Here is a 24,568-nt window from a genome sequence, read left to right as displayed (position 1 = left end):
GTCATTCCGCCCATGCCCTGTGCAGTGCGACGATCCCGCCGGACAGGTTGTGCCATTCCACCTCGGCCCAGCCGGCGGTGGCCATCATGTCGGCGAGCTCGCGCTGGGACGGCCAGGCCAGGATGGTCTCTGCCAGGTAGTCGTAGGATTCCGGATCGGAGCTGATCCGGCTGAGCAGCGGCATCACCTGCCTCAGATAGGTGTCCTGGTAGAGCTTGCGGAACGGACCCCAGACAGGCGCTGAGAACTCGCAGATCACCACGCGTCCACCCGGGCGGGTCACCCGGCGCAGCTCCCGCAGTGCCCTGGCGGTGTCCTCGACATTGCGCAGCCCGAAACTGATCGTCACCGCATCGAAGACGCCATCGCGGTAGGGCAGCTGGGTTGCGTCCCCGCGCACGAAGGACAGCCCGGGCTGGCGCTCCTTGCCGGTGCGCAGCATTCCCATGGACAGGTCGGTGGGGAAGACGGTGGCGCCCGCGGCCGCGAAAGGCGCCGAGGACGTGCCCGTGCCGGCGGCCAGATCGAGGACGTACTCGCCGGGATGCGCATCGACTGCACGGACCACTTCGCGGCGCCACGCCCGATCCTGGCCCAGACTCAGCACATCATTGAGCAAGTCATAGCGCGGGGCGACTTGGTCGAACATTCCGGCCACCTGATCGCGTTTCTTGTCCAGGGTCGCTCTTCTCAGCACGCATTTATTCTGTCAAACCCGCCTGGACTGATCGGGGTGGGGCCTGATTGTGGACCATTCGGAAATGGCCCGCGGCTGACAGTCGCGAACGGACCCAGCTGGGTCCAGCAGCCCGTTTGCACCACAATGGGGCCCATGGCGAGGCGCGCAACAGTCCTGAAGATCAGCAATTTGGTGAAGAAATATGGTGAACACACTGTTCTGAGCGGTTTCAACCTGGAGGCGCACGAGTCGGAGGCGATCGCGCTCACCGGGCGCAATGGCTCAGGCAAATCCACTGTGCTGCGCTGCATCATCGGCTCCGACAAGCCGACCGACGGGCAGATCGAGGTGCTCGGCACCAAGGCCAAGGACACCGACCCCGAGTTCCGCCGCAATGTCGCCACCGTCATCGACGACCTCGACTTCTTCCCCGATCTGTCCGTGGTGGAGCACCTGGACCTGCTGGCCCGTGCGCACGGCCTCGAGGACACCGACGAACTCGTCGATTCCATCCTGGAGGAGGTCCAGTTGGTGGCGCAGTCGGGTCAGTTGCCGGGCACGCTGTCCAGCGGCCAGCGCCGGCGGCTGGCTCTGGCCACCGCCTTCGTGCGTCCCAAGCGGCTGCTGGTGCTCGACGAACCCGAGCAGCGTCTCGACCAGGAGGGCATCGCCTGGTTGGGTCAGCGTCTGAAGCACGAGAAGGACGACAACGGCCTGTGCATAGTGATGGCCTCCCACGAGCCATCCCTGGTCGCGGCGGTCGGTGCGCGCATCGTGCGGCTCGGCGCGCCCGAGAAGGTCACTGAATCCCTGGCTGAGCCTGGGCAGCCCGCATGAGCCGCAAGAAGAATCGCCGCAGGAGCACGCCCAAGGCCACATCCCCCCGCCCCGGCCGGCAGGACGGCCAGCACAGCGGGCCGGTCCAGCCTGAAGCTCCCGCTGCGCTGGAAGTGGTCCACGAGTACGACTTCGTCGACGTCGGCTTCGACGGTCAGGGCCGGGTCGACGAGCGCCAGCTCATGCTGCTGGTCAAGGACTGGCGCAAGGGGCGGGCCACCCGCACGCTGTGGGACGTGCTCACCGACGGCTATGTCGCGCTGTTCTCGGTGGTCGTCATCGCGGCCATGGTGATCTCGGCCATCCGCACCGCCCAGCACCAGGCATCCGGCTGCTCCACCGAGGGTTGTGGCACCGCGCGGGAGTTGCTGCCCTGGCTGGTGATGGCCGGGATGTGGGCCGCGGCGCTGGCTGCGAGCCGGATCTTCGGGCCCGTCGTGGCTTCGGCAGCCGAAGGTTTCTGGCTGTTGGACGCGCCACTCCGCAGGTCGAAGATATTGGCGAAGCGGCTGTGGATGATGGTCATCGGAGCCGGCCTGCTGGGTGCTGCTGTCGCGGTGCTCGTCACCGCCCTGACCGGCCTGGACACGCCCTCGGTGGTGGCCTGGACCTGCGCCATCGGGATCACCGCGGCGGGCTGGGTGGCCTTCGCGGCGGCAGAGCAGGGTGCAGAACGCACCGTGCTGGTGCGCGCCGCGCAGATCGTGGTGGGTGCGCTCGCCGTGGTCGTGCTGCTGGCAGTCATCGGCACGGCGAGCGGCTGGTTCGGTCTGGGTATCGCCTCCGGCCAGACCATGTCATTCGCGATGGCGGTCGGAGTCATCGGCCTGGTGCTGTGCGTCCTCGCTGCGTTGATCGCCTGGCGCCGCCTCGACCAGGTGGGACGCAGCCAGCTCGTCAACGGGGGCGAACTGGTCTCAGGCATGCAGGGCGCAGCCTTCGCCCTTGATTTCGCGCTGATGCGCGACATCCTCGTGGAGCGCCGCAACCAGCAGCGCGGGCAGGTGACCCCCAAGCGCGGACGCGGGCTCGGCACCCGTGCCCTGGTGTGGCGCGATGTGCAGCGCCTGGGACGCAATCCCGCCCCGTTGGTCACCCTTGCGGTGAGCGTCGTGGTGCCCTATGCGCTCGTCTCGCTGGGCCTGGTGGCGCTCGCGCCGTCCATCTCGGCGCTGGTCATGGTGGCCGTGATGGTGCCCTTCATGGATTCCATGCGTGTACTCAGCCGTACCAAGGGTCTGGCCCGGCTCTTCCCGGTGACCGATGCCCAGCTGCGCTCTGCAGCGACCGTCGTGCCGGTGGTGCTCGCGGCGATCTGGGCGATCCTCGTCAGCCCCGCATTCGTCTTTCCGCTGGCGGGGCGCAATGCCGGAACCATCGAACCCAACCACCTGCTCTACGGCGTTCTCACCGCGGCGGCTGGCCTGCTCGGCGCCATCCGCTGGGTCACCGCCAAGTCGGCGAACTACAACGCGCCGATGGTCGCCACCGGCGCCGGCGCCGTGCCGCCCGGCCTGATGTTCAACCTGGTGCGCGGCATCGACATCGTCGTGGTGGTCACCTTCCCGCTGGTGATGGGCTGGACGCCGCTGGTGTCCATGGCGATCGCGTTGATCGCCTGGATGCTGCTGCGCAGCGGCGGCATCAACCAGCAGGAGATGCTGGAGGCCTCCGAGGAGTCGCGCAAGGAGCTCGCCAAGATGCGCGAGGAGAAGCGCAATGGCACCGCCGGCGGTGGCCGTACCAAGCAGGTGATCACCCGGTCTGGTTCGGGTCAGCCCCGCAGGCGGCCGCCGCTGCGCACCAAGTAGGCAGTGGGAACGACACTGCTGGGAACGAAACTGCCGGGACGGCACCCAGGTCCACAGGCGGCGGTGGGCGAGGAAACACGGCAGCAGCAGAAGGACAGCGCAGCCGCAGAGCGTTGCCTCAGGCGCCGCCACAACCACCTGGCCACCGCCTTGACAGGCCGGTAGTGGCCCACGTGACGCGGAGGGATACCTACTGTCCTCGCAGGATCTGGCGCATCTGGGCGAACTTCATCTCGGTGGAGACCAGCTTGTTGTGGGGCAGGGTGGTCGCCGAGACGGATGCCGAGGCGTACATGGTCAGCTCCGTGCGGGGCTCATGGCGGTGCACCGTGCGCTGCGAGACGAACCACTCGCCGTCACCCTGCGCATCGATCCAGCCCACCGGTGCGGTGAAGTGGCCGCGCTCCAAGTGCTCCTCCTCGGCGATGATCCTCTGTGCCCTGGTGCTCGGCGAACCCACGACGGAGGCCAGCGGGTGCAGGGCGGCGGCCAGCCCCAGTGCGCTGATGCCCGGGTGGGCGACTCCGCAGATGTCGGTGGCGAGGTAGAGCATGTCGGGCAGAGTGGACACCAGGGGCGCCTCGGGCACATGCATGCCGGTGAAGTAGGGGCGCAATGCCGTGCTCGATGCTTCCACGGCCAGTCGGTGCTGATGCATCCTCTCCACCGAGGACAGCAGGGTGGCGATCCGCGCCTGGTTCTCCACGCTGCCCAGGCGTTCCAGACCTCCGGCCAGCACCCGCGAGGTGGTCAATCCGCCCTGGCGGCGCAGCATGACGTCGGGCGTGGCGCCCACTGCGTCGTCCACCAGATAACAGGTGCATCCGCCGTAGTTGAGCAGCCATTGGTGCAGGATCCAGGCCATCGAGATTTCGGTGCCTGCGATGGCTTCCAGATCGCGGGCCAGCACCACCCGTTCGGCATCGCCGTGCTGCAGGCGTTCGCTGGCGTGAGCGACGAGGTTCAGCCAGTCAGCGCCGCTCACCTCACCGTCCTCGAAGTAGAGGCCCTGCGGAGCCTGCGGAACGGGCTGCCGGGGTGGCATTTCCGGGTTGACGCGGTCGTAGCCGAGCTGGGTGATCCAGCTCACGCCATCGCGCCGGCCGATGATGATTTCAGGGACGACGAAGACGGGCTCGGTGTTGGCATGCTTGTCGTAGACGAAGGCACCATAGGCGAGCGGTCCGGTGCCGAAACGCCCGGGCATCTCGGTCTCGTTCTCGACCTTGGCCGAGAACTCAGCCCACCAGGCATCCGCCTCGGCCATGTCGTGGCCTTCCATGCGGGCGATCTCGCCAAGTGCCACGAAACCGTCGGCGCCACGCATGAAGGCGGCCGCCGAATCGTCGATGTATCTGGTGAGTGGTCCCGGATCAGGGATGGCGATGGTGCTGGCGTGCAGTCGCGACGATCCGGGATTGATGATCACCCGACGAGGTTAACCGACCGGCGCCGGTCTTGCGGTGGGGTCCGTCAGTCCTCAGCCCTCAGCAATTCTGTCCATCGGCTCCGCAATCACCACAGGGGACCCGCTGGAAATGCCGACCCTGGGGCCCATAAACTGGCCGGGCAAGGGGTTCTGCCCGCACAGAGGCGGCGAACCGGATGCATGTGAGACGCAAATGCATGGCGGACGGAGATGTCATGGAGCACGAGGCGGTGCACGAGGCCGGCCGGGAGGCTGCGCCTGCCGGATTGGCATCTGTCCTGCTGGCTGAAGAAGGCTCCGGGGATGAAGCAGCCTCCTTCCCCTGTGAGGGTGACGTCATCGTCGTCGGCGCCGGCCCGGCCGGGTCATCGACGGCCGCCTTCCTCGCCCAGCGCGGCTTGGATGTCGTGCTGCTGGAGAAGTCACACTTCCCCCGCGAGAAGGTGTGCGGCGACGGGCTCACGCCCAGGGCCGTGCGGATGCTCACCCGGCTCGGCATCGACACCTCCGAGGATGCCGGCTGGCAGCACAACCGGGGTCTTCGGGTCTATGGGGCAGGGGCCCGCGGATTCGAGCTGCCCTGGCCCGAACTGGCCGACTATCCCGACTACGGGCTCACCTGCACGCGCTCACGCCTGGACGATCTGCTGGCCGGGCGCGCGATGCAGCTGGGTGCGCACCTGGTCACAGGAGCCACCGTCACCGGCCCGCTGCTGGTGGGGGACAGGATCGTCGGGGTACGTACCGCCGACGGTCGCACCGTGCGAGCCCCCGTCGTCGTTTCCGCTGACGGCAACTCGGCGCGACTGGCGGTGTCGATGGGTCGACAGCGCCGCGAGGATCGTCCGCTGGGTGTCGCGGTGCGCAGCTACTACCGCAGCCCCCGTCACGACGAGGAGTGGATGGAGAGCTGGCTGGAGCTGTGGGACGGCACGCCCGGCAAGTCCCATCAGCTGCCCGGTTATGGCTGGGTCTTCCCGATGGGGGACGGTACCTGCAATGTCGGGGTGGGCATGCTCAACTCGTCGCCGGCCTTCGGGCACACCGACTACCGAGCCCTGATGAAGAGCTGGCTGGCCACCACGCCGGGGGAGTGGCACTTCGACGAGGAGCATCGCACCGGGCCCATTCTCGGTGCGGCGCTGCCGATGGCCTTCAACCACCAGCCCGCCTATGCAGACGGCCTGCTGCTGGCTGGCGATTCCTGCGGGGCGATCAATCCCTTCAACGGCGAGGGCATCAGCTATGCGATGGAGTGCGGCGAGATGGCAGCCGATGCCATCTGCGAGGCGCACGCCCGCGGCATCGGCTCGGCAGCGGCCGAGCGTGCCCTGCATGGCTATCCGACAGCCTTGTCGGCGCGTTTCGGCGGCTATTTCCGGCTAGGCACAATTTTTGTCCAACTCATAGGAAATCCGCGGATCATGCACATTTGCACCAGGTACGGGCTGCCGCGTCGAACTTTGATGATTTTCGTCAACAAGCTGCTCGCGAACTTGACCGATCGGCATCAAGGCGATGCTATGGACCATGTCATCAACGGTTTGAGCAGAGTGGCTCCCTCGGTATGACGACACGGAAGCGAAGGACTGCAATGAGGCACGACGCGACGGGTGTGGGCGAAACCACGAAAGTGCTCGCTGAAGAAGTCTCAGAGAGGACGGATCAGCGATGAGCCCCTACATTCCGATCATCGGGTTGGTCGCACTGGCTGTTGCGTTCGTGTGGGTGGCAGCGGTCCTCCTCTCCCCGATGGTCGGCCCGCACCGGTACAACCGGACCAAGTACGACTCCTTCGAGTGCGGCATCCAGCCCACCCCGCAGACCCAGTCGGGTGGCGGCCGCTTCTCGGTGAAGTACTACATCACGGCCATGCTGTTCATCGTCTTCGACATCGAGATCGTCTTCCTCTACCCCTGGGCAGTGGCCTTCGACCAACTCGGCGCCTTCGCCGTCATCGAAATGCTGGCATTCATCGTCGTCGTCTTCGTGGCCTACGCCTATGTGCTGCGCCGCGGCGGCCTGAACTGGGACTGAAAGGCAGGCGCGACATGGGTATCGAGGAGAAGATCCCCAGCGGCATCATGCTGACCACGCTGGAGGCCATCCAGGGATGGACGCGGCAGGCGTCCTTCTGGCCACTCACCATGGGCCTGGCATGCTGCGCGATCGAGATGATCAGCTACGGCGGCCCGCGTGCTGACTCCGGACGCTGGGGCCAGGAGGTCTTCCGCGCCTCGCCGCGCCAGGCCGATCTGATGATCGTCTCGGGCCGGGTCTCGCAGAAGATGGCGCCGGTCGTGCGTCAGCTGTGGGATCAGATGCCCAACCCGAAGTGGTGCATCGCGATGGGCGTCTGCTCATCCTCCGGGGGCATGTTCAACAACTACGCGATCGTGCAGGGCGTCGACCACATCGTGCCGGTCGACATGTACATACCGGGCTGCCCGCCGCGTCCCGACATGCTCATCGACGCCGTGTTCAAGCTGAAGAAGAACGAGGTCATGCGTCACCCGGTGGGCGCCGACATGGACAAGGCGATCGCCGAGGCCGAGCACAAGGCGCTGGAGGCTCCGGCCACCATCGAGCAGAAGGGCCTCATGCGATGAGTGAGGACAACGCTCCCGGCAAGAAGACACCTGGCAACCAGACTCCGTCCAACCAGACTCCGTCCAAGCAGAATCAGGGCAACCAGCCACCCAGCCAGCACACGCCTGGCCCCGGCGAGCTGTCCAAGACGGCGGCCGAGTCCAAGCAGGTCGGCCCCGACACCCCGCACGGCAACGAACTCGACGCGGCCCACTCGCACCTGAACAGCCTGTACGCCCGCCCGGGCAACTCTGCCGGCGGTGATGATTTTCCTGCTCGCGTGCCCGGCAGTGGTGAGGAGATCACGCCTGGCCAGCCGGTTCCCGGCACCGAACCCCCGGACTCCGAAGTCATCGCCCGCCGCCGCGGCATGTGGGGCTCGGGCGAGGACTCCGGCGACACCTCCGGATTCGGCGACCTGCAGAAGGTCTATGTGCTGCCGGGCACCACCGAACCGCCCTTCGGCGGCTGGTTCGACGATGTCGCGGACAAGATGGCCGAGATGGTACCGGGTTTCGCATCGCGGGTGATCGTGCACCGTGGGGAAATCACATTCTTCGTGGTGCGCGAGAAGCTGCTCGAGCTGGTCAAGGTGCTGCGCGATGATCCGGCGCTGCGCTTCGAGGCCTGCACGTCGGTGTCGGGGGTGCACTACCCCGACCAGCCGCAGCACGAGCTGCACGCCGTCTACGAACTGCTCTCGTACACCCACAATCGCCGGATTCGTCTTGAGGTCGAGCTGGACGACGCGGACCCCCATGTGGACTCCGTCGTACCGGTCTACCCGATGGCAAACTTCCACGAGCGCGAGACCTGGGACATGTTCGGCATCATCTTCGACGGCCACCCGGGCCTGACCCGCATCCTGATGCCGGACGACTGGGTCGGGCACCCGCAGCGCAAGGACTACCCACTCGGCGGCATCCCCGTCGAATTCAAGGGAGCCGAAGTACCACCGCCCGATGAGCGCAGGAGGTATGACCAATGAGTGCGCAGGAAGGCCCCGACGATATCTTCGCCGGGCCGGGTGAAAAGCCCACTGACCAGGCATATCTCGCCAACGGAGCAGATTGGGAGCAGGTTGTCGCCGGCCAGCGCGAGCGCTCCGACGAAACGATCGTGGTCAATGTCGGGCCGCAGCACCCCTCCACGCATGGCGTCATGCGGCTGGTGATGGAACTGGACGGCGAGACAGTCATCTCGCTCCGCCCCTCCATCGGATTCCTGCACACCGGTATCGAGAAGAACCTTGAATACCGCACCTGGACGCAGGGCTCCACCTTCGTCACCCGTGCGAACTATGTGGCCGGCATCTCCAACGAGGCCGTCTACTCGCTGGCCGTGGACAAGCTGCTCGGCATCACCGATCGGATGCCCCGGCGGGCCAATCAGCTGCGGGTGCTCATGCTGGAGGTCAACAGGATCGCCTCCCATCTCACCGGTGTCGGCGCCGGTGGCCTGGAGCTCGGCGCCACCAGCGTCCAGGAGGTCTGCCTCAGGGAGCGCGAGCGCTGTCTCGACTTCACCGAGGCGGTCACCGGGCTGCGCATGAACAATGCCTACATCCGCCCCGGCGGCGTGCAGAACGACCTGCCGGAGGACGGTCTGGACCTGCTGGACGAGCTGATCCGCCAGCTGCGCAAGAATCTGCCCGAGATCGGCCAGTTCACCCTGACGAATCCGATCTTCAAGGCGCGGATGTGCAATGTCGCCTACATGGACCTGCCGGCGGCCATGATGCTCGGCTGCTCCGGCCCGGTGCTGCGCTCCACCGGTTACCCCTGGGACCTGCGCAAGGCACAGCCCTACTGCGGTTACGAGAACTACGACTTCGAGGTGTGCACCGCCGATAGCTGCGATGCCTACGGCCGCTTCGTCATCCGACTCAACGAGATGGACCAGTCGGTCAACATCATCGAGCAGGTGCGCGATGAGCTGGCCGAATCCACCGGCGAGCCCTGGCGCATCGAGGACCCCGACCTGCACTGGCCCGGCGATCTGACCGTCGGGCCCGACGGCCAGGGCAACTCCAACGAGCACATCCGCCACATCATGGGGGAGTCCATGGAGGGGCTCATCCACCACTTCAAAATCGCCACCCAGGGCTTCCACGTACCACCCGGCGAGGTGTACCAGGCCATTGAGGCGCCGGGCGGGGAACTCGGCTGCCACGCCGTCTCCGACGGCGGCACCCGGCCCTATCGGGCGCACCTGCGCGACCCCGGCTTCAACCATGTCCAGTCGCTGCCACTGCTCTCGGAGGGCTCGATGCTCTCCGACACGATCATGGCAGTGGCCTCCATCGACCCGGTGATGGGCGGTGTCGACCGATGAGGACGACCCCACCCCAAACTTCCCGGACAACTCGTACTGCCCGGACTAGGAGTTCCAGATCATGAGCGGACACGACTTCGTCTCGTCCTACGACGACGCCTCCGGCATCGACGCCGCCGACCAGCAGACCCAGATCACCGAGCAGACCATCGAGGAGATGCGCACCATTGCGGCGCGCTACCCCGACCCGAGGTCGGCACTGCTGCCGATGCTGCACCTGGCGCAGTCGGTGGACGGGCGGATCTCCGACGCCGGTGTGAAGGCCTGCGCCGATGTGCTCGGCATCCCCACCGCCCAGGTCAACGGGGTGGTCACCTTCTACACCATGTACAAGCGCCGGCCCGCCGGAAAGCACCACATCGGGGTGTGCACCACCGCCATCTGCGCGGTGCTCGGCGGCGACATCCTGCTCGATCACATGGAGAAACGGCTGGGCATCCACGAGGGCGAGACCACTCCCGACGGCGAATTCAGCCTGGAACGCATCGAGTGCAACGCCGGTTGCGACTTCGCGCCGATCATGATGGTCAATTGGGAGTTCATGGACAACATGACCCCCGACAAGGCCGACGAGCTCATCGACAAGCTGTCCGCCGGTGAGCAGGTGCAGTCCACCCGCGGGGCAACCGTCGTCGAATGGAAGCAGGCCGAGAGGGTGCTCGCTGGTTTCGACGACGGCCGCGCCGACGAGGGCCCCAGCGCCGGGGAAGCTTCGCTGCTCGGCCTGAAGATCGCCCGCGAGCACGGCTGGACCGCCCCGGCCGAACCCCATATCACCAGCCGTGACGAGCCCGAGGAGCAGAAGTGACCGACACACTGACCCCGGTCCTCACCGATGACTGGGACGCCCCCGGCTCCTGGAAGCTCGACACCTATGTGTCCCGAGGCGGTTACCGGGCCGCCCGCAAGGCGCTCACTGGGATGAGCTCAGCCGAGGTCATCTCCCTGGTCAAGGACGCCGGCCTGCGCGGCCGTGGTGGCGCGGGCTTCCCGACGGGCATGAAGTGGTCCTTCATCCCGAAGGACAATCCCAAGCCCACGTACCTGGTGGTCAACTGCGACGAGTCCGAGCCCGGCACCTGCAAGGACATGCCGATGCTGATGGCGACCCCGCACACCCTGGTCGAGGGCATCATCATCGCCTGCTATGCGGTCAATGCCCATCACGCCTTCGTCTATGTGCGCGGCGAGGTACTGCATGTGATCCGGCGGGTTCGCAAGGCCGTCGCGGACGCCTACGCCACCGGCTATCTCGGCAAGGACCTGTTCGGCAGCGGCTACGACCTCGACATCACCGTGCACGCCGGGGCAGGCGCATACATCTGCGGCGAGGAGACCGCTCTGCTCGACTCCCTGGAGGGCCGTCGCGGGCAGCCCCGACTGCGTCCGCCCTTCCCCGCCGTCGAAGGCCTGTACGCCTGCCCCACAGTGGTCAACAATGCCGAGTCGATCTCCGCGGTGCCGGCCATCATTGAGCACGGGGCTGCCTGGTACCAGTCGATGGGCACCGAGCGCTCCAAGGGCACCACGATCTACTCGCTCTCGGGTCATGTGAAGCATCCGGGCCAGTTCGAGGCGCCGCTGGGCATCACGCTGCGGGAGATCCTCGAGTTGTCCGGGGGCATGCGGGAGGGTCACCAACTGAAGTTCTTCACCCCGGGCGGATCGTCCACCCCGATGTTCACCCCCGAGCACCTTGACGTTCCGCTGGACTACGAGTCGGTGGCGAAGGCCGGTTCGATCCTGGGCACCAAGGCGCTGCAGTGCTTTGACGAGACCACCTCCGTAGTGCGCACCACGCTGCGCTGGACCGAGTTCTACAAGCACGAATCCTGTGGGAAGTGCACGCCCTGCCGCGAGGGCTCCTGGTGGCTGGTACAGATCCTGCACAACATCGAGGCCGGCAAGGGCAAGGAGGGCGATGTCGAGAAGATTCTCGACATCTGCGACAACGCCACCGCCAAGTCATTCTGTACCCTCGCGGACGGTTTCGTGGGATGCATCACGAGTGCCATCAAGTACTTCCGGCCCGAGTTCGAGGCCGGCTACCACACCCCGGCATGGGAGCTGTTCCCCTACGAGCTCAGCGCCCTGTTCCCGGTGAAGGAGGTCATCACCGCATGAGCATCGACACCACTTCCGCTGAGATCGCACCGAAACCCGAACTCGTCACCTTCACCATCGACGGCATCCCACTGAACGTACCGAAGGGAACGCTTGTCATCCGAGCCGCCGAGGCGGCCGGCATCGTCATCCCCCGCTTCTGCGACCATCCGCTGCTGGATCCGGTGGCCGCCTGCCGGCAGTGCCTGGTGGAGGTGCCCGACGCCGGCAATGGCCGGGCGATGAAACCCCAGCCGGCCTGCGCACTCGTCGCAATGCCCGGCATGAAGGTGGAGACCGCACGCATCAACGCAACCGTCGCCAAGCACCAGGCGGGCATGCTGGAGTTCCTGCTGATCAACCATCCTCTGGACTGTCCGATCTGCGACAAGGGCGGTGAATGCCCCTTGCAGAACCAGGCGATGAGCCACGGCCGGGGGGACAGCCGCTACGAGGGCGTCAAGCGCACCTTCCCCAAGCCCATAGCGATCAGCTCGGAGATTCTGCTGGACCGCGAACGGTGCGTGCTGTGCCAGCGCTGCACACGGTTCAGCAACCAGATCTCCGGGGATGACTTCATCTCGCTGGCCGAGCGCGGCGCGCTGGCCCAGATCGCGAGCTACCAGGACACCCCCTATGAATCCTATTTCGCCGGCAACATCATCCAGATCTGCCCGGTGGGGGCGCTGACCAGCTCCGACTACCGCTTCCAGTCCAGGCCGTTCGACCTGGTGAGCACCACCTCGGCCTGCGAGCACTGCGCTGACGGCTGCGAACTGCGCATCGACCATCGGAACGGCAAGGTGCGCCGCCGGCTGGCCGGTGACGCTCCCGAGGTCAACGAGGAGTGGAACTGCGACAAGGGCCGCTTCGGCTTCCGCTATGCCCAGCAGCCCGACCGGTTGGAGGGCCCGCTGGTGCGCCGCAATGGTGTGCTGGAGCCGGCCTCCTGGCCCGAGGCCATCGATGTCGCCGCCAAGGGACTGATGGCTGCCGGTGCTGACACCGCCGTGCTCACCGGTGGGCGTCTCACCGTGGAGAACGCCTATGCCTACTCCCGCTTCGCCCGGGCGGTGATGGGCACCAACGACATCGACTTCCGGTCCCGTCCGGCTTCCTCGGAGGAGACCGCCTTCCTGTCCCATGCGGTGGCAGGCGCCGCCTTCGAGGAGTCTGTGCACTACACCGACTTGGAGTCCGCTTCCCGGGCTGTGTTGGTCTGCCTCGAACCCGAGGAGGAGTCGCCGATCCTGTTCCTGCGGCTGCGCAAGGCGTGGCGCAAGCACGGTCTGGAAGTGCTCAACCTGGCGCCCTACACCACTCGCGGGGCTTCGAAGATGGCTGCCACGCTGCGTCCCACCCCGCCCCGCGGCGAGGCATCGGAACTGGCTGCGCTGGCGGCCGAGGGCCTTCTCGACGAGAACACCATTCTGCTGGTCGGCGAGCGCACCGCGATGAGCCCCGGTGCCCTGACGACCTGCTGTGAGCTGGCGGATCGCCACGGCGCCAGGATGGCATGGATTCCGCGCCGTGCCGGCGACGTCGGGGCCATCGAGGCCGGCGCACTGCCCACCCTGCTGCCCGGCGGACGCCAGGTGGCCGACGCCGCCGCCCGCGTCGATCTGCAGGCCGCCTGGGGCGTGGACCATCTGCCGGCCGAGCCGGGGCGCGATGTGGTGCGCATCATCTCTGCGGGTCGTGCCGGTGAACTCGGCGCCATCATCACGGCCGGAATCCAGGCCGAGGACTTCTCCGAGCCGCCCGCCCTGCTGGACGCCCTCAATGCCTCCGACTTCGTGCTGAGCCTGGAGCAGCGCCGCACAGAGGTGGCTGAGCTCGCCGATGTGGTGCTGCCGGTCGTCCCGCTCAGCCAGCAGATCGGTGACTTCATTAATTGGGAGCACCGGATCTGCCCGGTCTCGCTGGTGATCGATGACTTCCCCTCCCCGATGACCGATGTGCGCGTGCTGTCCACGCTGGCCGAGGCGATGGGCAAGGACCTGGGCATGCGCACCCCGGCGCAGGCACGGGCCTCCCTCGCCGAGATCGAGGACTGGACAGGCGCGCATGCCCCGGCGCCGGTCATGCCGCCACCACGGGCACCGCTGGGCTCAGGTGATTTCACGCTGGCCACCTGGCGGCTGCTCATCGACGATTCGGCCGGCCTGGACGGCGCCCAGTATGTCAAGGACACCGCACCTGCCCCGGTGGCACGGCTGGCTCCGGTGGACGCGGCCCGTCTGGGCGTGTCCACCGGCGATCCGGTGACGGTGCGGGCCGGCAGTACCTCCTTCACCCTTCCCCTGCGGGTCACCGCCGACATGACCCCGGGCGTGGTCTGGCTGCCGGCCAACAGTGGACGATCGATCAATGTGGCGCTCGCGGCCCAACCGGGCGAACGGGTCGAAGTCAGCGGAGGTGCGAAATGATCCCGCAGCAAGATCTGTTCTCGGATCCCGACCCATGGTGGCTCGTGATCATCAAGGTCATCGTGGTCTTCGTGCTGCTGCTCACCTGGACCATCTTCAATGTGTGGTTCGAGCGGCGCGTGCTCGGCAAGATGCAGAATCGCAAGGGCCCCATCATGAACGGCCCGCTCGGTCTCGGCCAGGCGATGGCCGATGGCGTGAAGCTGCTGTTCAAGGAGGACTTCCGTCCCGCCCGCACCGACAGGATCGTGTTCTCGCTGGCCCCGATGCTCATCGCGGTGGCGGCCTTCAGCTCCTGGGCGGTGATCCCCTTCGGTGGTGTGGTGCGCATCTTCGGGCACACCACCAGGCTGCAGATCACCGATCTGCCCGTCTCGGTGCTGCTCATTCTCGCCATCGCCTCGGTGGGCGTCTACGGCGTGGTGCTTGCCGGCTGGGCGTCCAACGGCACCTACTCGCTGCTCGGCTCGATGCGCGCCACCGCCCAGCTGATCAGCTATGAGGTGGCGATGGGGCTGGCGCTGGTCTCGGTGTTCATGTACGCCGGCTCGATGAGCACCTCCCAGATCGTCGAGGCGCAGATCCAGCCGCTCAATTTCTTCGGCATCCAGACGATCTTCCCCTCGCACTACTGGCTGTTGCTGCTGCCCAGCTTCGCGATCTACGTGGTGAGCATCTTCGGTGAGACCAACAGGCTGCCCTTCGACCTCGCCGAGTGCGAGTCCGAGCTGGTCTCGGGCCACATCACCGACTACTCGGGTTTCCGTTATGCGATGTTCTTCCTGGCCGAGTACATCAACGTCGCCACCGTCTCCGCCATCTGCACCACGCTCTTCCTGGGGGGCTACGGTGCGCCCTGGCCGCTCAGCATGATCGGCTCGCTGAACGGCGGCTGGTGGGGCCTGCTGTGGTTCTTCTGCAAGGTGCAACTGGTCATCTTCTTCTTCTGCTGGGTGCGCGCCGCACTGCCGCGGATGCGCTACGACCAGTTCATGGATCTCGGTTGGAAATGGTTCATCCCCATCTCGCTGGTGTGGGTCTTCTTCCTGGCGGTGATGCGCGGCGGTGTCGCCACCGGTTGGTTCGCCGCGCCCGCCATGCGCATCATCCTCGGGGTGATCATCGTCGCAGTGCTCGCCTGGGCCGTGTGGCCCCGCCGCCGCGAACCCGACACCGCTGCGCGGCATGAATTCGATGATGAGCAGCCAGATGTGCCTTTCGACGCCTTCGCCGGTGGCTATCCGGTGCCGCCGATGCCCGGACAGCGCGAAGCAGCCTTCGCCTCGGTGGTGGATTCTGAGGTCTCGCCCCCCCAGCCAGCCCGGGCGGCCGACGATTCCGAGGGGGTGCGCTGATGGGAGCCTGGTCAGGTTTCGGGATCACCTTCCGCACCATGTTCCGCAAGTCCTTCACCCAGGGATACCCGGAACCGGGCAAGGAGCGTGTCGTCGCGCCGCGCTTCCACGGGCGTCACCAGCTGAACCGCTGGCCAGACGGGCTGGAGAAGTGCGTCGGCTGCGAGCTGTGCGCCTGGGCCTGCCCCGCGGACGCCATCTACGTCGAGGGCGCGGACAACACCGACGAGGAGCGCTACAGCCCCGGTGAGCGGTACGGCCGCGTCTACCAGATCAACTATCTGCGCTGCATCCTGTGCGGGCTGTGCATCGAGGCCTGTCCCACCAGGGCGCTGACGATGACCAACGAGTTCAAGTTGGCCGATCGCACCCGCGAGATCCTCATCTACGACAAGCAGCGCCTTCTCGCGCCGCTGCTGCCGGGCATGGAGCAGCCGCCCCACGAGCGCAGGCTGGGCGCCACCGAGAAGGACTACTTCCTCGGTCTGCCACCCACCGGGACGCTGGATGAGCGCGGCGCGCCCAGCGCGCCGTCTCGTGAAGCTGGCACCTCTGGCGCACCGGAGAGCAAAGGCAGTGCACCCGCCCATCGTGCGGCGGGATCGACAGGGGGAACAGCCCAATGATTCCACTGGTCACCGGACAGGCAGTCGTCTTCTGGATCCTTGGCCCGATCTCCATCATCGCCGGATGCGCGATGGTCTTCAGCCGCAAGCCGGTGCACTCTGCGCTGTGCCTGGCCGGGGTGATGATGTGCCTGGCCGGGCTGTACGCCAGCCTGGATGCGCCCTTCCTGTTCGTCGCGCAGATCATCGTCTACACCGGCGCCGTGATGATGCTGTTCGTCTTCACCATGATGATGATCGGCGTCGATTCGGTCGACGAGATGGTCGAGACGATCAAGGGCCAGCGCATCTTCGCCGTCATCGCCGTGGTCGGCCTGGGGGCACTGCTCATCTTGGCCGTCGGGCGCGGCATCCTCACCGGCTCGGCCGGGCTCAGCCAGACCGGGGGCGCGGCAGGCAATGTTCCCGCGCTCGCCTTCCTGGTCTTCGGGCGCTATGTCTTCGCCTTCGAGGCCACCGCAGCGCTGCTCGTCACGGCGGCGCTGGCGGCGATGGTGCTCACCCACGGCGAGCCGCTGGTGCGCAAGGAACGCCAGCGGGCGCGGCTGGAGCGGCGCACCAAGGAGTTCGCCGAGCACGGCGCCCATCCCGGGCCTCTGCCCAATCCCGGTGTCTTTGCACGGCACAACTCGGTCGACAATCCCGCCCTGCTGCCCGACGGCTCCATCGCCCCCGGCTCGGTCGTCGAGACGCTGTCCGAACGCGGCGTCGAGGTGCTCGACCAGGGCCGGCTGGTGGCCCCGAATCTGCAGGCCGACAAGGCCATCAGGGACGTGCACGATGACGAGCACGGTCTCCTGCCCAGCGATCAGGAATTGGGCGGCGAGGAGTTGGCCGCGGGCTCTGCTGGTGCCAAGGAGGTCACGCGATGAATCCGAATGCCTACATCGTCTTGTCGGTGATCCTGTTCTGTATAGGACTGCTGGGCTTTCTGGTGCGGCGAAATGCCCTGGTGGCGTTCATGTCCATCGAGCTGATGCTGAACGCCGCGAATCTGTCCTTCGTCGCCTTCGCCTTCGTGCACGGCAATCTCGACGGTCAGGTGGCTGCCTTCTTCGTGATGGTGGTCGCCGCGGCGGAGGTGGTCGTCGGCCTGGCGATCATCATGATGATCTTCAGGACCCGCCGGTCGGCCTCCGTCGACGACGAGAACCTGCTGAGGCACTGAGGGGAATCCGATGAATCCACTTGAAGTCGTGGTCCCAGTCGCCGCTACCGGGTTGTTCTCCTGGGCCTGGCTGATGATCGCCATCCCGCTGTTCGTGGCCGGGGTGCTGCTCGTCACAGGGCGTGCCGGAGATGCCTGGGCGCACCTGCTCGGCACCCTCTCGCCGATCGTCTGCTTCGTCATCGCGCTCACCTTGTTCATCACGATGGCGGGCTCATCGGCCGGTGATCGTGCCGTCGAGGTGCCCGTCTACACCTGGATCGCCGCCGGGCCGTGGACCATTCAGGTGAATCTGCTCGTCGACCAGCTGTCCATCCTGTTCGCGCTGCTGGTCACCGGGGTCGGCTCATTGATCTTCATCTACTCGATCGGCTACATGGCCGAGGACCCGAAGCGGCGCCGCTTCTTCGCCTTTCTCAATTTGTTCATCGCCGCCATGCTCACCCTGGTGCTGGCCAACAACTACCTGCTGCTGTTCATCGGCTGGGAGGGCGTCGGACTGGCGTCCTATCTGCTGATCGGCTTCTGGCAGCAGCGCAACTCCGCCGCACTCGCCGCGAAGAAGGCCTTCATCACCAACAAGGTGGGTGATCTCGGCCTGATGACCGCGATGTTCGCCCTGTTCGCGCTGGTCGGATCGGTGGACTTCACCACCGTCAACGAGCACGCCGCCGGGATCGGCCACGGCTGGGCCACCGCCATCGGCTGCCTGCTGCTGCTGGCCGCCTGCGGCAAGTCGGCCCAGGTTCCGTTGCAGGTGTGGCTGCTGGACGCCATGGAGGGCCCCACACCTGTCTCGGCGCTCATCCACGCGGCGACCATGGTCACCGCCGGTGTCTACCTGGTGGTGCGCTCGCACGCGATCTTCGCGCTGACTCCCGAGGCGAGTCTGGTGGTGTCCATCGTGGGCCTGGTCACCGTCTTCGCCGGCGCCTGGATCGGCTGCGCCAAGGACGACATCAAGAAGGTGCTGGCCGGCTCCACGATGAGCCAGATCGGCTACATGATGCTGGCTGCCGGAATCGGCCCGGCCGGTGCCGCCTTCGCGATCTTCCACCTGCTCACCCACGGCGCCTTCAAGGCCAATATGTTCCTCGGTGCCGGCGCCATCATGCACGGCATGGACGACGACGTCGACATGCGGCACTACGGCGCCCTGGCCAAGGCGATGCCCTGGGTCTTCGGTACCTTCGCCTGCGGTTATCTGGCGATCATCGGATTCCCCTTCTTCGCCGGCTACTTCTCCAAGGACCACATCATCGTCGCCGCCTTCGCCAAGAGCCCGGTCTTCGGCTGGCTGGCGCTGGCCGGCGCGGGCATCACCGCCTTCTACATGACGCGGCTGATGATGATGACCTTCGCCGGGCAGTCCCGCTACCTGCCCGGTGTGCATCCGCACCGTCCGGGCCCGCTGATGGTCGTGCCGCTGGTCGTCCTGGCCATCGCCTCGATCGTGGCCGGCCTGCTGCTCAACGGCTGGATCCAGGGCTGGCTGGAACCGGCGGTCGGCAACGAAGTCGAACCGGTGCATCTCATCGAGGTGAACTGGATCGGCGGGGTCACGCTGCTGGCCGTGGCGATCGGCGTCGTGATCGGTGTGCTGGGCTACCGCAGGGGCATTTCCCAGCAGACCCCCGCTCCCAGGAATTTCCTCGTCAGGGTCGGGCGCAACGAGTTGTACGCCAATCAGCTCAACGAGGCAGTGCTCATGCGGCCGGGGCAGGCGCTGTGCGACACCCTGGCGCTGGCCGACGACGAACTGGTGGACGCCGCGGCGACGAGCAGCGGCGAGATGGCGCGTGCCGCCGGTGGCGTGCTGCGGGTCGCCGAGAACGGCTATGTGCGAACCTACGGGGCAACCATGGCGCTCGGCGCCCTGCTCGTCGGCGTAGTCATGATCCTCGGCCGGGTGGCCTGAGGGAGGAGACGAGATGACATTCCCCTGGCTCACAGTCCTCGGCCTGCTGCCAATGGCCGGTTCCTTGGCGACCTTCGTCATGCGCGGCCGTGGTGGGCGAATACTGGCCATGCTCGTGGCTCTGGCCACTCTGGCGTTCGGCCTGGCGGTCTTCTTCATGAACGGCACCGGAGAGAGGGTTCGCTGGATTCCGCAGTTCGGCGCCTGGTATGCCCTCGACGTGGACGGCATGTCCAAACTGCTCGTACTGCTCACCGTGATCCTGGTGCCCATCGTGTTGCTGGCGGAGTGGCGGCTCACCCGCGATCCGCTCGGCGTCACGCCGATGGACGGCGAGGAGCCCAGTGGGGTTCGCGTGGTCTCCAAATGGGGGGTGGATTCCTTCGCCGCGCTGGTGCTGCTGCTGGAGAGCCTCACGCTGTACGTGTTCATGGCATCGGATCTGCTGCTGTTCTACATCGCCTTCGAAGCCACCCTCATCCCGATGTACTTCCTCATCGCCGTCTGGGGTGGCGCTCGGCGCACCTCGGCCGCCATGAAGTTCCTGCTGTTCAGCCTTGCCGGCGGCCTGATTCTGCTCGTCGGCGTGATCGGCATGTATGTCATCTCCTCGCGCTCGCACAATCCGAGCCTGCTCATCGCCGACCTCACCGGCCTGCCGATGGGGGACTGGACCGGGCGATGGCTGTTCATGGCCTTCTTCGTGGCCTTCGCCATCAAGGCGCCGATGTTCCCGGTGCACACCTGGCTGCCGGACGCCGCGGAGCAGGCCCGCCCGGCGGTATCCACGCTGCTGGTCGGCACCCTGGACAAGATCGGCACCTTCGGGATGATCCGCTTCTGCCTGGCCTTCTTCCCCGAGGCGAGTCACTGGGCGACGCCCTTCGTGATGGTGCTGGCCGTCATCTCCATCCTCTACGGCGCGCTGATGGCCATCGCCTCGAAGAATCTGCTGCGGTTGGTCGCCTTCACGTCGATCTCGCACTTCGGCTTCATGGTGCTGGGTATCTTCGCCCTCACCACCGTCTCGCTGAGCGGATCGATCTTCTACATGCTCGCCCACGGACTGAGCTCCGCCGCGATGTTCCTGGTGATCGGCTTCCTCATGCAGCGCCGCGGTTCGGCGATGATCGCCGACTACGGTGGGGCCCAGAAGCTCGTGCCGCTGATGGCAGGGGTTTTCCTGGTCTCCGGGCTGGCCACCCTCGGCCTGCCGGGCACCGCCAACTTCGTCGGGGAGTTCCTCATCATGGCGGGCAGCTGGCAGCAGCACCTGGTGCTGGTCGCCGTCGCCGTGGTTGCCACCGTGCTCGCGGCGCTCTACGTGCTGCTGGCCTACCAGCGGGTCTTCACCGGCCCGGTGACCCCGCAGTCGGAGAGGCACATGACGCGCGACCTGACCTGGCGCGAGAAGGCCGTCATCGCGCCGCTCATCGCACTGATCCTGTTCTTCGGCTTCGTGCCGAAACCGGCGCTCGGTGTCGCCTCCTCCACCGCTTCCCAGGCGATGGTGCACACAGCCAGCACCGACCCGCAACCAAGCGTCCAGACAGGGGGCCGCTGAGCCATGACTCCGCCCACGATCGAATACGGTCTGATCGCCCCCATCGCCACGCTGGTCATCGGCGTGCTCATCGGGATATTGGTCGAGGCCTTCGTGCCGCGGCGCTCCCGGCACTCCATCCAGGTGACCATCGCGCTGGCTGCCCAGATCATCGCCCTCGCGTTCGTCACAGTCGGCTGGGACGACCGTCCGGGCCAGGCGGTGATGGGTGCGATCTCGGTGGACGGGCCCACCCGGCTGATCTGGGCCCTGCTGCTGATCTTCGGCATCCTGGCGGCACTGATGTATGGCGAGATGCGCATCGGCGGCGGCTCCACCGCCTTCGCGCCGCAGGCGAACACCATCCCGGGCAGCCTCGCCGAACGCGAGGCCATCGCCGCCCGCCAGGAGAACACCGAGGTCTTCCCGCTGTTCCTGATGGCAATGTCCGGCATGATGATCATGCCGGCGGCCAATGACCTGCTCACCATGTTCGTCGGCCTGGAGATCCTGTCCCTACCGCTGTACGTGATGTGCGGCCTGGCGCGCCGCCGCAGGTTGCTCTCCCAGGAAGCCGCGATGAAGTACTTCCTGCTCGGTGCCCTGTCCAGTGCCTTCTTCCTGTTCGGCGTCGCGTTGCTCTACGGCTTCGCGGGTTCGTTCACGCTGGGGGACATCGACACCGCCATCACGCGCTCCACGCAGTCCTTCGCACTCGTGCTGGCAGGTGCTGCGCTGGCCATCGTCGGGATGCTGTTCAAAGTGGGCGCGGTGCCCTTCCACTCCTGGGTGCCCGATGTCTACTTCGGATCGCCCACACCGGTCACGGCGTTCATGGCGATCTGCACGAAGATCGCAGCCTTCGGCGCGCTGATGCGCCTGCTGTTCGTGGCGCTCGGTGGCATCCGGTGGGACTGGCAGTTGCTGCTGTCGGTGATCGCGGTGCTCACCATGATCCTCGGCTCGCTGGTCGGCCTGGTCCAGCGCGATGTCAAGCGGCTGCTGGCCTACTCCTCGATCGCCAATGCGGGCTTCATCCTGGTGTCCGTGGTCGGCGCCATGACACCGGGCACCGGAGTCGCTCCGGGCCACCTGGGCTCGTTCTCCGGCACGATGGTCTACCTGGGCGGTTACGGCCTGGCGAACATGGGTGCCTTCGCGGTGCTCACCACGGTGCGCAGGGCAGGCGGCGAGGCCACCGGCTTCGTGGCCTGGCACGGCCTGGCACGGCGCAGGCCACTGCTCGGCGCACTGATGACGCTCTTCCTGCTCTCGCTGGCCGGCATCCCGATGACCGGCGGTTTCATCGGGAAGCTGGTCTCCTTCACGGCTGCCTGGCAGGGCGGTTATGGCTGGCTCGTGGTCGTGGCGATGGCGTTCAGCCTGGTGGCCGCCGGATACTACTTCCGCGTGATCTACCTGATGTTCTTCTACGAGCCCAACCCCGAGACCGACATCGTCCATCCCGGCCTGCCGACCGGGATTGTGATCACCGTGGCGGCCGTCGGTACTCTTGTGCTCGGCCTGGTGCCCGCATTCGCGCTCGGCCTGTTCGCAAATGCTGCACAGTTCCTGCGCTGATGGGAGATCACGTGACGCTGGTCGAGGATGAGGCCTTCTACGCCCGCATCGAGGACCAGTTGGAGGTTACGGAGAAACGGCTGTCCGCAGAGGCGCTCGGTGCGGACAATCCCTTCATCGCGGAGGCCTCCCGGCACGTCATCGGGGCAGGCGGAAAACGCTTCCGGCCACTTCTCGTGGCGCTGACCAGCCATCTCGGGCCCGCCCCGAGCGACGAGCGCATGTCACTGGCGGGGGCGGTGGTCGAACTGATCCACGTGGCCTCCCTCTACCACGACGATGTGATGGACGAGGCCTCGATACGACGCGGCGTGACCAGCGCGAATGCCGCCTACGGCAATTCTCTGGCGATCATGGTGGGCGACTGGTTGTTCGCCAAGGCATCCTCCATCGTCACCGCACTGGGCACCGACTTCGTGCGCATCCAGGCGGACACCTTCGGTGAACTCGTGGCCGGCCAGATCGCCGAGACGACTGGGCCGCAGCCCGGTGAGGACAGGCTGTCGCACTATCTTGACGTGATCGCCGGAAAGACTGGTGCCTTGATCCGCACCTCGGCGGTGTTCGGGGCGATGGCCTCACGTGCGGAGCCTGGTGTCATCGAGGCGCTGTCGCGCTTCGGCATGCAGCTCGGCATGGTCTTCCAGCTGTGCGATGACCTCATCGACATCACCTCCACCAGCACCGGCAAGACACCGGGCACCGATCTTCGTGAGGGCGTGGCGACCCTGCCCATCCTGTTGCTGGAGGCCAGTGAGGATCCCGAGGACGAACCGCTCAAGGAGCTGCTGGGGCACGGCGTCGACACCGATGCCGAGGTGGAGCGAGCTCTGACCATGCTGCGCGCCTCCCATGTCATTGCCGAGGCACGCGAGGAGATCGCCGCCCGCGCAGAAGCCGCCCGTGGCGAGCTGGCGGTGCTGCCCGACGGGCCGCCGAAGCGGGCCCTCGACAGGCTGTGCGACGAAGCGATCAACCGCTCGAACTGAGTTGCCAGGAACTCCTCATGATGGCGGGGTGTGGCGGCGGGACTGCCGACTCCGGTCATCCCACAGGCCGGCTCACCAGATGGCCACCCGATCGTCCGGATCCAGCCACATGCCATCGCCGGGGGCGGTACCGAAGGCCTCATGGAAGTCCGGCACATTGCGTGCCACCTGGTTGCAGCGGATCTCGTCGGGGGAGTGCGGGTCCACGGCCAGCCGCTGGCGCATCTGCTCGGGTCGGGTGAGGTCCTGCCACACCTGGGCCCAGCCGAGGAAGAGCCGCTGCAGGCAGCTCAGCCCATCGATCGGCTCGGGTTCCTCGCCACCGAGCGCGATCCGGTAGGCCCGAACCGCGATGGTGAGACCTCCGAGGTCGCCGATGTTCTCCCCGATGGTGAGCTCGCCGTTCACGTGCGCGTCAGGGCATACTTCGGGTGCCAGGTCGTTGTACTGGGAGATCAGCGCGTGGGTGCGCTCCTCGAAGGCCTTGTGGTCGGCATCGGTCCACCAGTTGCGCAACCGGCCGTCGCCGTCACAGGTGGCGCCCTGGTCGTCGAAGCCGTGCCCGATCTCATGCCCGATCACCGCGCCGATGCCGCCATAGTTCACTGCATCGTCGGCGTCCACGTTGAAGAAGGGCGGTTGCAGGATGGCCGCCGGGAAGACCACCTCGTTGCGCAGCGGGTGATAGTAGGCGTTGACGGTCTGCGGATACATGAACCACTCGTCGCGGTCCACCGGCCCGGAAAGCTGTTCGATGGTGTGGTCGAACTCGAAGGAGTCGGCACGCAGCACATTGCCCACCAGATCCCCGGCGTCGATCTGCAGCGCCGAGTAGTCGCGCCACTTCGACGGATAGCCGATCTTGTAGTTGAACTTCGACAGCTTTTCCAAAGCCTGGGCCTTGGTCTCCTCGGTCATCCACTCGAGCTCAGAGATGGACTCCCGGTAGGCGGCCAGCAGATTGTTCACCAGTTGCTCAGCCGCTGTCTTGGTGGCGGGGGGGAAGTGCTCGGCGATGTAGAGCTTGCCGATGGCTTCGCCGAGAACCCCTTCGGTGATGGAGACGCCGCGCTTCCCGCGCGGGGGCGGGGGGGGGCCCCCCCCCCGCGGCCAGGGCGGGAATACGATAGTAGCTGTGGGAGGCGCCGCCCCCCGATATGGGGCGCGGGTGGTGGTT

The 24,568-nt window shown here is 66.6% G+C and carries 21 protein-coding genes; 18 read left to right on the top strand and 3 right to left on the bottom strand.

What is annotated here, in order from left to right:
- Position 1: 1 nt before the first annotated feature.
- Positions 2 to 697, bottom strand: a complete 696-nt coding sequence (locus ABF648_RS06720; RefSeq protein ID WP_415631528.1) for a demethylmenaquinone methyltransferase — start codon at positions 695 to 697, stop codon at positions 2 to 4.
- A 126-nt stretch (positions 698 to 823) separates the two neighbouring features.
- Between ABF648_RS06720 and ABF648_RS06715 the strand changes: the two genes are divergently transcribed.
- Together ABF648_RS06715 and ABF648_RS06710 are read left to right on the top strand one after the other, a co-directional pair.
- Positions 824 to 1,516 (top strand): ABC transporter ATP-binding protein, encoded by a 693-nt coding sequence (locus ABF648_RS06715; RefSeq protein ID WP_415631527.1) that lies wholly within the window; start codon positions 824 to 826, stop codon positions 1,514 to 1,516.
- Positions 1,513 to 3,327, top strand: coding sequence for a DUF6297 family protein (locus ABF648_RS06710; protein ID WP_415631526.1), 1,815 nt, complete (start codon positions 1,513 to 1,515; stop codon positions 3,325 to 3,327). The genes ABF648_RS06715 and ABF648_RS06710 overlap by 4 nt, the downstream gene beginning before the upstream one ends.
- Positions 3,328 to 3,517: 190 nt before the next feature.
- On the opposite strand, the gene ABF648_RS06705 is transcribed toward ABF648_RS06710, so the two are convergent.
- Positions 3,518 to 4,756, bottom strand: coding sequence for a chorismate-binding protein (locus tag ABF648_RS06705; protein WP_415631525.1), 1,239 nt, complete (start codon positions 4,754 to 4,756; stop codon positions 3,518 to 3,520).
- 197 nt (positions 4,757 to 4,953) lie between these two features.
- On the opposite strand from ABF648_RS06705, the gene ABF648_RS06700 reads away from it, so the two are divergent.
- From ABF648_RS06700 to ABF648_RS06625, 16 genes are all read left to right on the top strand, one after another.
- Entirely contained in the window at positions 4,954 to 6,327 is a 1,374-nt protein-coding gene (locus ABF648_RS06700; RefSeq protein ID WP_415631524.1) for a geranylgeranyl reductase family protein, read from the top strand.
- 100 nt (positions 6,328 to 6,427) lie between these two features.
- The gene (locus ABF648_RS06695) at positions 6,428 to 6,793 is read left to right on the top strand and encodes an NADH-quinone oxidoreductase subunit A (RefSeq protein WP_415631523.1); all 366 of its coding nucleotides are present in this window, start codon (positions 6,428 to 6,430) and stop codon (positions 6,791 to 6,793) included.
- Between the two features lie 14 nt (positions 6,794 to 6,807).
- A complete protein-coding gene (locus ABF648_RS06690; RefSeq protein WP_415631522.1) occupies positions 6,808 to 7,365 on the top strand; it encodes a NuoB/complex I 20 kDa subunit family protein in 558 nt (185 codons plus the stop codon).
- Between the two features lie 209 nt (positions 7,366 to 7,574).
- Positions 7,575 to 8,333: an NADH-quinone oxidoreductase subunit C gene (locus ABF648_RS06685; protein ID WP_415631536.1), complete on the top strand. Its 759-nt coding sequence runs from the start codon at positions 7,575 to 7,577 to the stop codon at positions 8,331 to 8,333.
- Positions 8,330 to 9,679, top strand: coding sequence for an NADH-quinone oxidoreductase subunit D (locus ABF648_RS06680; RefSeq protein WP_415631521.1), 1,350 nt, complete (start codon positions 8,330 to 8,332; stop codon positions 9,677 to 9,679). The genes ABF648_RS06685 and ABF648_RS06680 overlap by 4 nt, the downstream gene beginning before the upstream one ends.
- Before the next feature lie 61 nt (positions 9,680 to 9,740).
- On the top strand, positions 9,741 to 10,487 hold the full coding sequence (gene nuoE, locus ABF648_RS06675; protein WP_415631520.1) for an NADH-quinone oxidoreductase subunit NuoE: 747 nt from the start codon (positions 9,741 to 9,743) through the stop codon (positions 10,485 to 10,487).
- On the top strand, positions 10,484 to 11,803 hold the full coding sequence (gene nuoF, locus ABF648_RS06670) for an NADH-quinone oxidoreductase subunit NuoF (RefSeq protein ID WP_415631519.1): 1,320 nt from the start codon (positions 10,484 to 10,486) through the stop codon (positions 11,801 to 11,803). Before nuoE ends, nuoF begins: the two co-directional genes overlap by 4 nt.
- Complete coding sequence (locus tag ABF648_RS06665) at positions 11,800 to 14,211, top strand: NADH-quinone oxidoreductase subunit G (RefSeq protein WP_415631518.1); 2,412 nt, start codon at positions 11,800 to 11,802, stop codon at positions 14,209 to 14,211. Before nuoF ends, ABF648_RS06665 begins: the two co-directional genes overlap by 4 nt.
- Complete coding sequence (nuoH, locus tag ABF648_RS06660; protein WP_415631517.1) at positions 14,208 to 15,566, top strand: NADH-quinone oxidoreductase subunit NuoH; 1,359 nt, start codon at positions 14,208 to 14,210, stop codon at positions 15,564 to 15,566. Before ABF648_RS06665 ends, nuoH begins: the two co-directional genes overlap by 4 nt.
- Entirely contained in the window at positions 15,566 to 16,192 is a 627-nt protein-coding gene (gene nuoI / locus ABF648_RS06655; RefSeq protein ID WP_415631516.1) for an NADH-quinone oxidoreductase subunit NuoI, read from the top strand. Before nuoH ends, nuoI begins: the two co-directional genes overlap by 1 nt.
- Positions 16,189 to 17,064, top strand: a complete 876-nt coding sequence (locus ABF648_RS06650) for an NADH-quinone oxidoreductase subunit J (protein ID WP_415631515.1) — start codon at positions 16,189 to 16,191, stop codon at positions 17,062 to 17,064. The genes nuoI and ABF648_RS06650 overlap by 4 nt, the downstream gene beginning before the upstream one ends.
- Positions 17,061 to 17,360, top strand: a complete 300-nt coding sequence (nuoK, locus tag ABF648_RS06645; protein WP_415631514.1) for an NADH-quinone oxidoreductase subunit NuoK — start codon at positions 17,061 to 17,063, stop codon at positions 17,358 to 17,360. The genes ABF648_RS06650 and nuoK overlap by 4 nt, the downstream gene beginning before the upstream one ends.
- Before the next feature lie 10 nt (positions 17,361 to 17,370).
- Complete coding sequence (nuoL, locus tag ABF648_RS06640) at positions 17,371 to 19,278, top strand: NADH-quinone oxidoreductase subunit L (RefSeq protein WP_415631513.1); 1,908 nt, start codon at positions 17,371 to 17,373, stop codon at positions 19,276 to 19,278.
- A gap of 13 nt (positions 19,279 to 19,291) precedes the next feature.
- Positions 19,292 to 20,842, top strand: coding sequence for an NADH-quinone oxidoreductase subunit M (locus ABF648_RS06635; protein WP_415631512.1), 1,551 nt, complete (start codon positions 19,292 to 19,294; stop codon positions 20,840 to 20,842).
- Between the two features lie 3 nt (positions 20,843 to 20,845).
- Positions 20,846 to 22,402, top strand: coding sequence for an NADH-quinone oxidoreductase subunit NuoN (gene nuoN / locus ABF648_RS06630; protein ID WP_415631511.1), 1,557 nt, complete (start codon positions 20,846 to 20,848; stop codon positions 22,400 to 22,402).
- Positions 22,403 to 22,413: 11 nt separating this feature from the next.
- Positions 22,414 to 23,391 (top strand): polyprenyl synthetase family protein, encoded by a 978-nt coding sequence (locus ABF648_RS06625; protein ID WP_415631510.1) that lies wholly within the window; start codon positions 22,414 to 22,416, stop codon positions 23,389 to 23,391.
- Between the two features lie 72 nt (positions 23,392 to 23,463).
- Here ABF648_RS06625 and ABF648_RS06620 read toward each other — a convergent pair.
- Positions 23,464 to 24,568: M13 family metallopeptidase (locus tag ABF648_RS06620; protein WP_415631509.1), on the bottom strand; the 1,105-nt coding region annotated here is incomplete at its 5' end.

This window comes from Propionibacterium sp. (assembly GCF_047719395.1).
Taxonomy (GTDB): Bacteria; Actinomycetota; Actinomycetes; order Propionibacteriales; family Propionibacteriaceae; genus Propionibacterium.
Note: the sequence above shows the minus strand (reverse complement) of the source record. Positions and strands in the feature narration are given on the sequence as shown.

Excerpts from the sequence above, each read along its gene's own strand:
- ABF648_RS06715 (WP_415631527.1), top strand. The coding sequence starts at position 824 with ATGGGGCCCATGGCGAGGCGCGCAACAGTCCTGAAGATCAGCAATTTG.
- ABF648_RS06710 (WP_415631526.1), top strand. The coding sequence starts at position 1,513 with ATGAGCCGCAAGAAGAATCGCCGCAGGAGCACGCCCAAGGCCACATCC.
- ABF648_RS06700 (WP_415631524.1), top strand. The coding sequence starts at position 4,954 with ATGGCGGACGGAGATGTCATGGAGCACGAGGCGGTGCACGAGGCCGGC.
- ABF648_RS06695 (WP_415631523.1), top strand. The coding sequence starts at position 6,428 with ATGAGCCCCTACATTCCGATCATCGGGTTGGTCGCACTGGCTGTTGCG.
- ABF648_RS06690 (WP_415631522.1), top strand. The coding sequence starts at position 6,808 with ATGGGTATCGAGGAGAAGATCCCCAGCGGCATCATGCTGACCACGCTG.
- ABF648_RS06680 (WP_415631521.1), top strand. The coding sequence starts at position 8,330 with ATGAGTGCGCAGGAAGGCCCCGACGATATCTTCGCCGGGCCGGGTGAA.
- nuoE (WP_415631520.1), top strand. The coding sequence starts at position 9,741 with ATGAGCGGACACGACTTCGTCTCGTCCTACGACGACGCCTCCGGCATC.
- ABF648_RS06665 (WP_415631518.1), top strand. The coding sequence starts at position 11,800 with ATGAGCATCGACACCACTTCCGCTGAGATCGCACCGAAACCCGAACTC.
- nuoH (WP_415631517.1), top strand. The coding sequence starts at position 14,208 with ATGATCCCGCAGCAAGATCTGTTCTCGGATCCCGACCCATGGTGGCTC.
- nuoI (WP_415631516.1), top strand. The coding sequence starts at position 15,566 with ATGGGAGCCTGGTCAGGTTTCGGGATCACCTTCCGCACCATGTTCCGC.
- ABF648_RS06650 (WP_415631515.1), top strand. The coding sequence starts at position 16,189 with ATGATTCCACTGGTCACCGGACAGGCAGTCGTCTTCTGGATCCTTGGC.
- nuoK (WP_415631514.1), top strand. The coding sequence starts at position 17,061 with ATGAATCCGAATGCCTACATCGTCTTGTCGGTGATCCTGTTCTGTATA.
- nuoL (WP_415631513.1), top strand. The coding sequence starts at position 17,371 with ATGAATCCACTTGAAGTCGTGGTCCCAGTCGCCGCTACCGGGTTGTTC.
- ABF648_RS06635 (WP_415631512.1), top strand. The coding sequence starts at position 19,292 with ATGACATTCCCCTGGCTCACAGTCCTCGGCCTGCTGCCAATGGCCGGT.
- nuoN (WP_415631511.1), top strand. The coding sequence starts at position 20,846 with ATGACTCCGCCCACGATCGAATACGGTCTGATCGCCCCCATCGCCACG.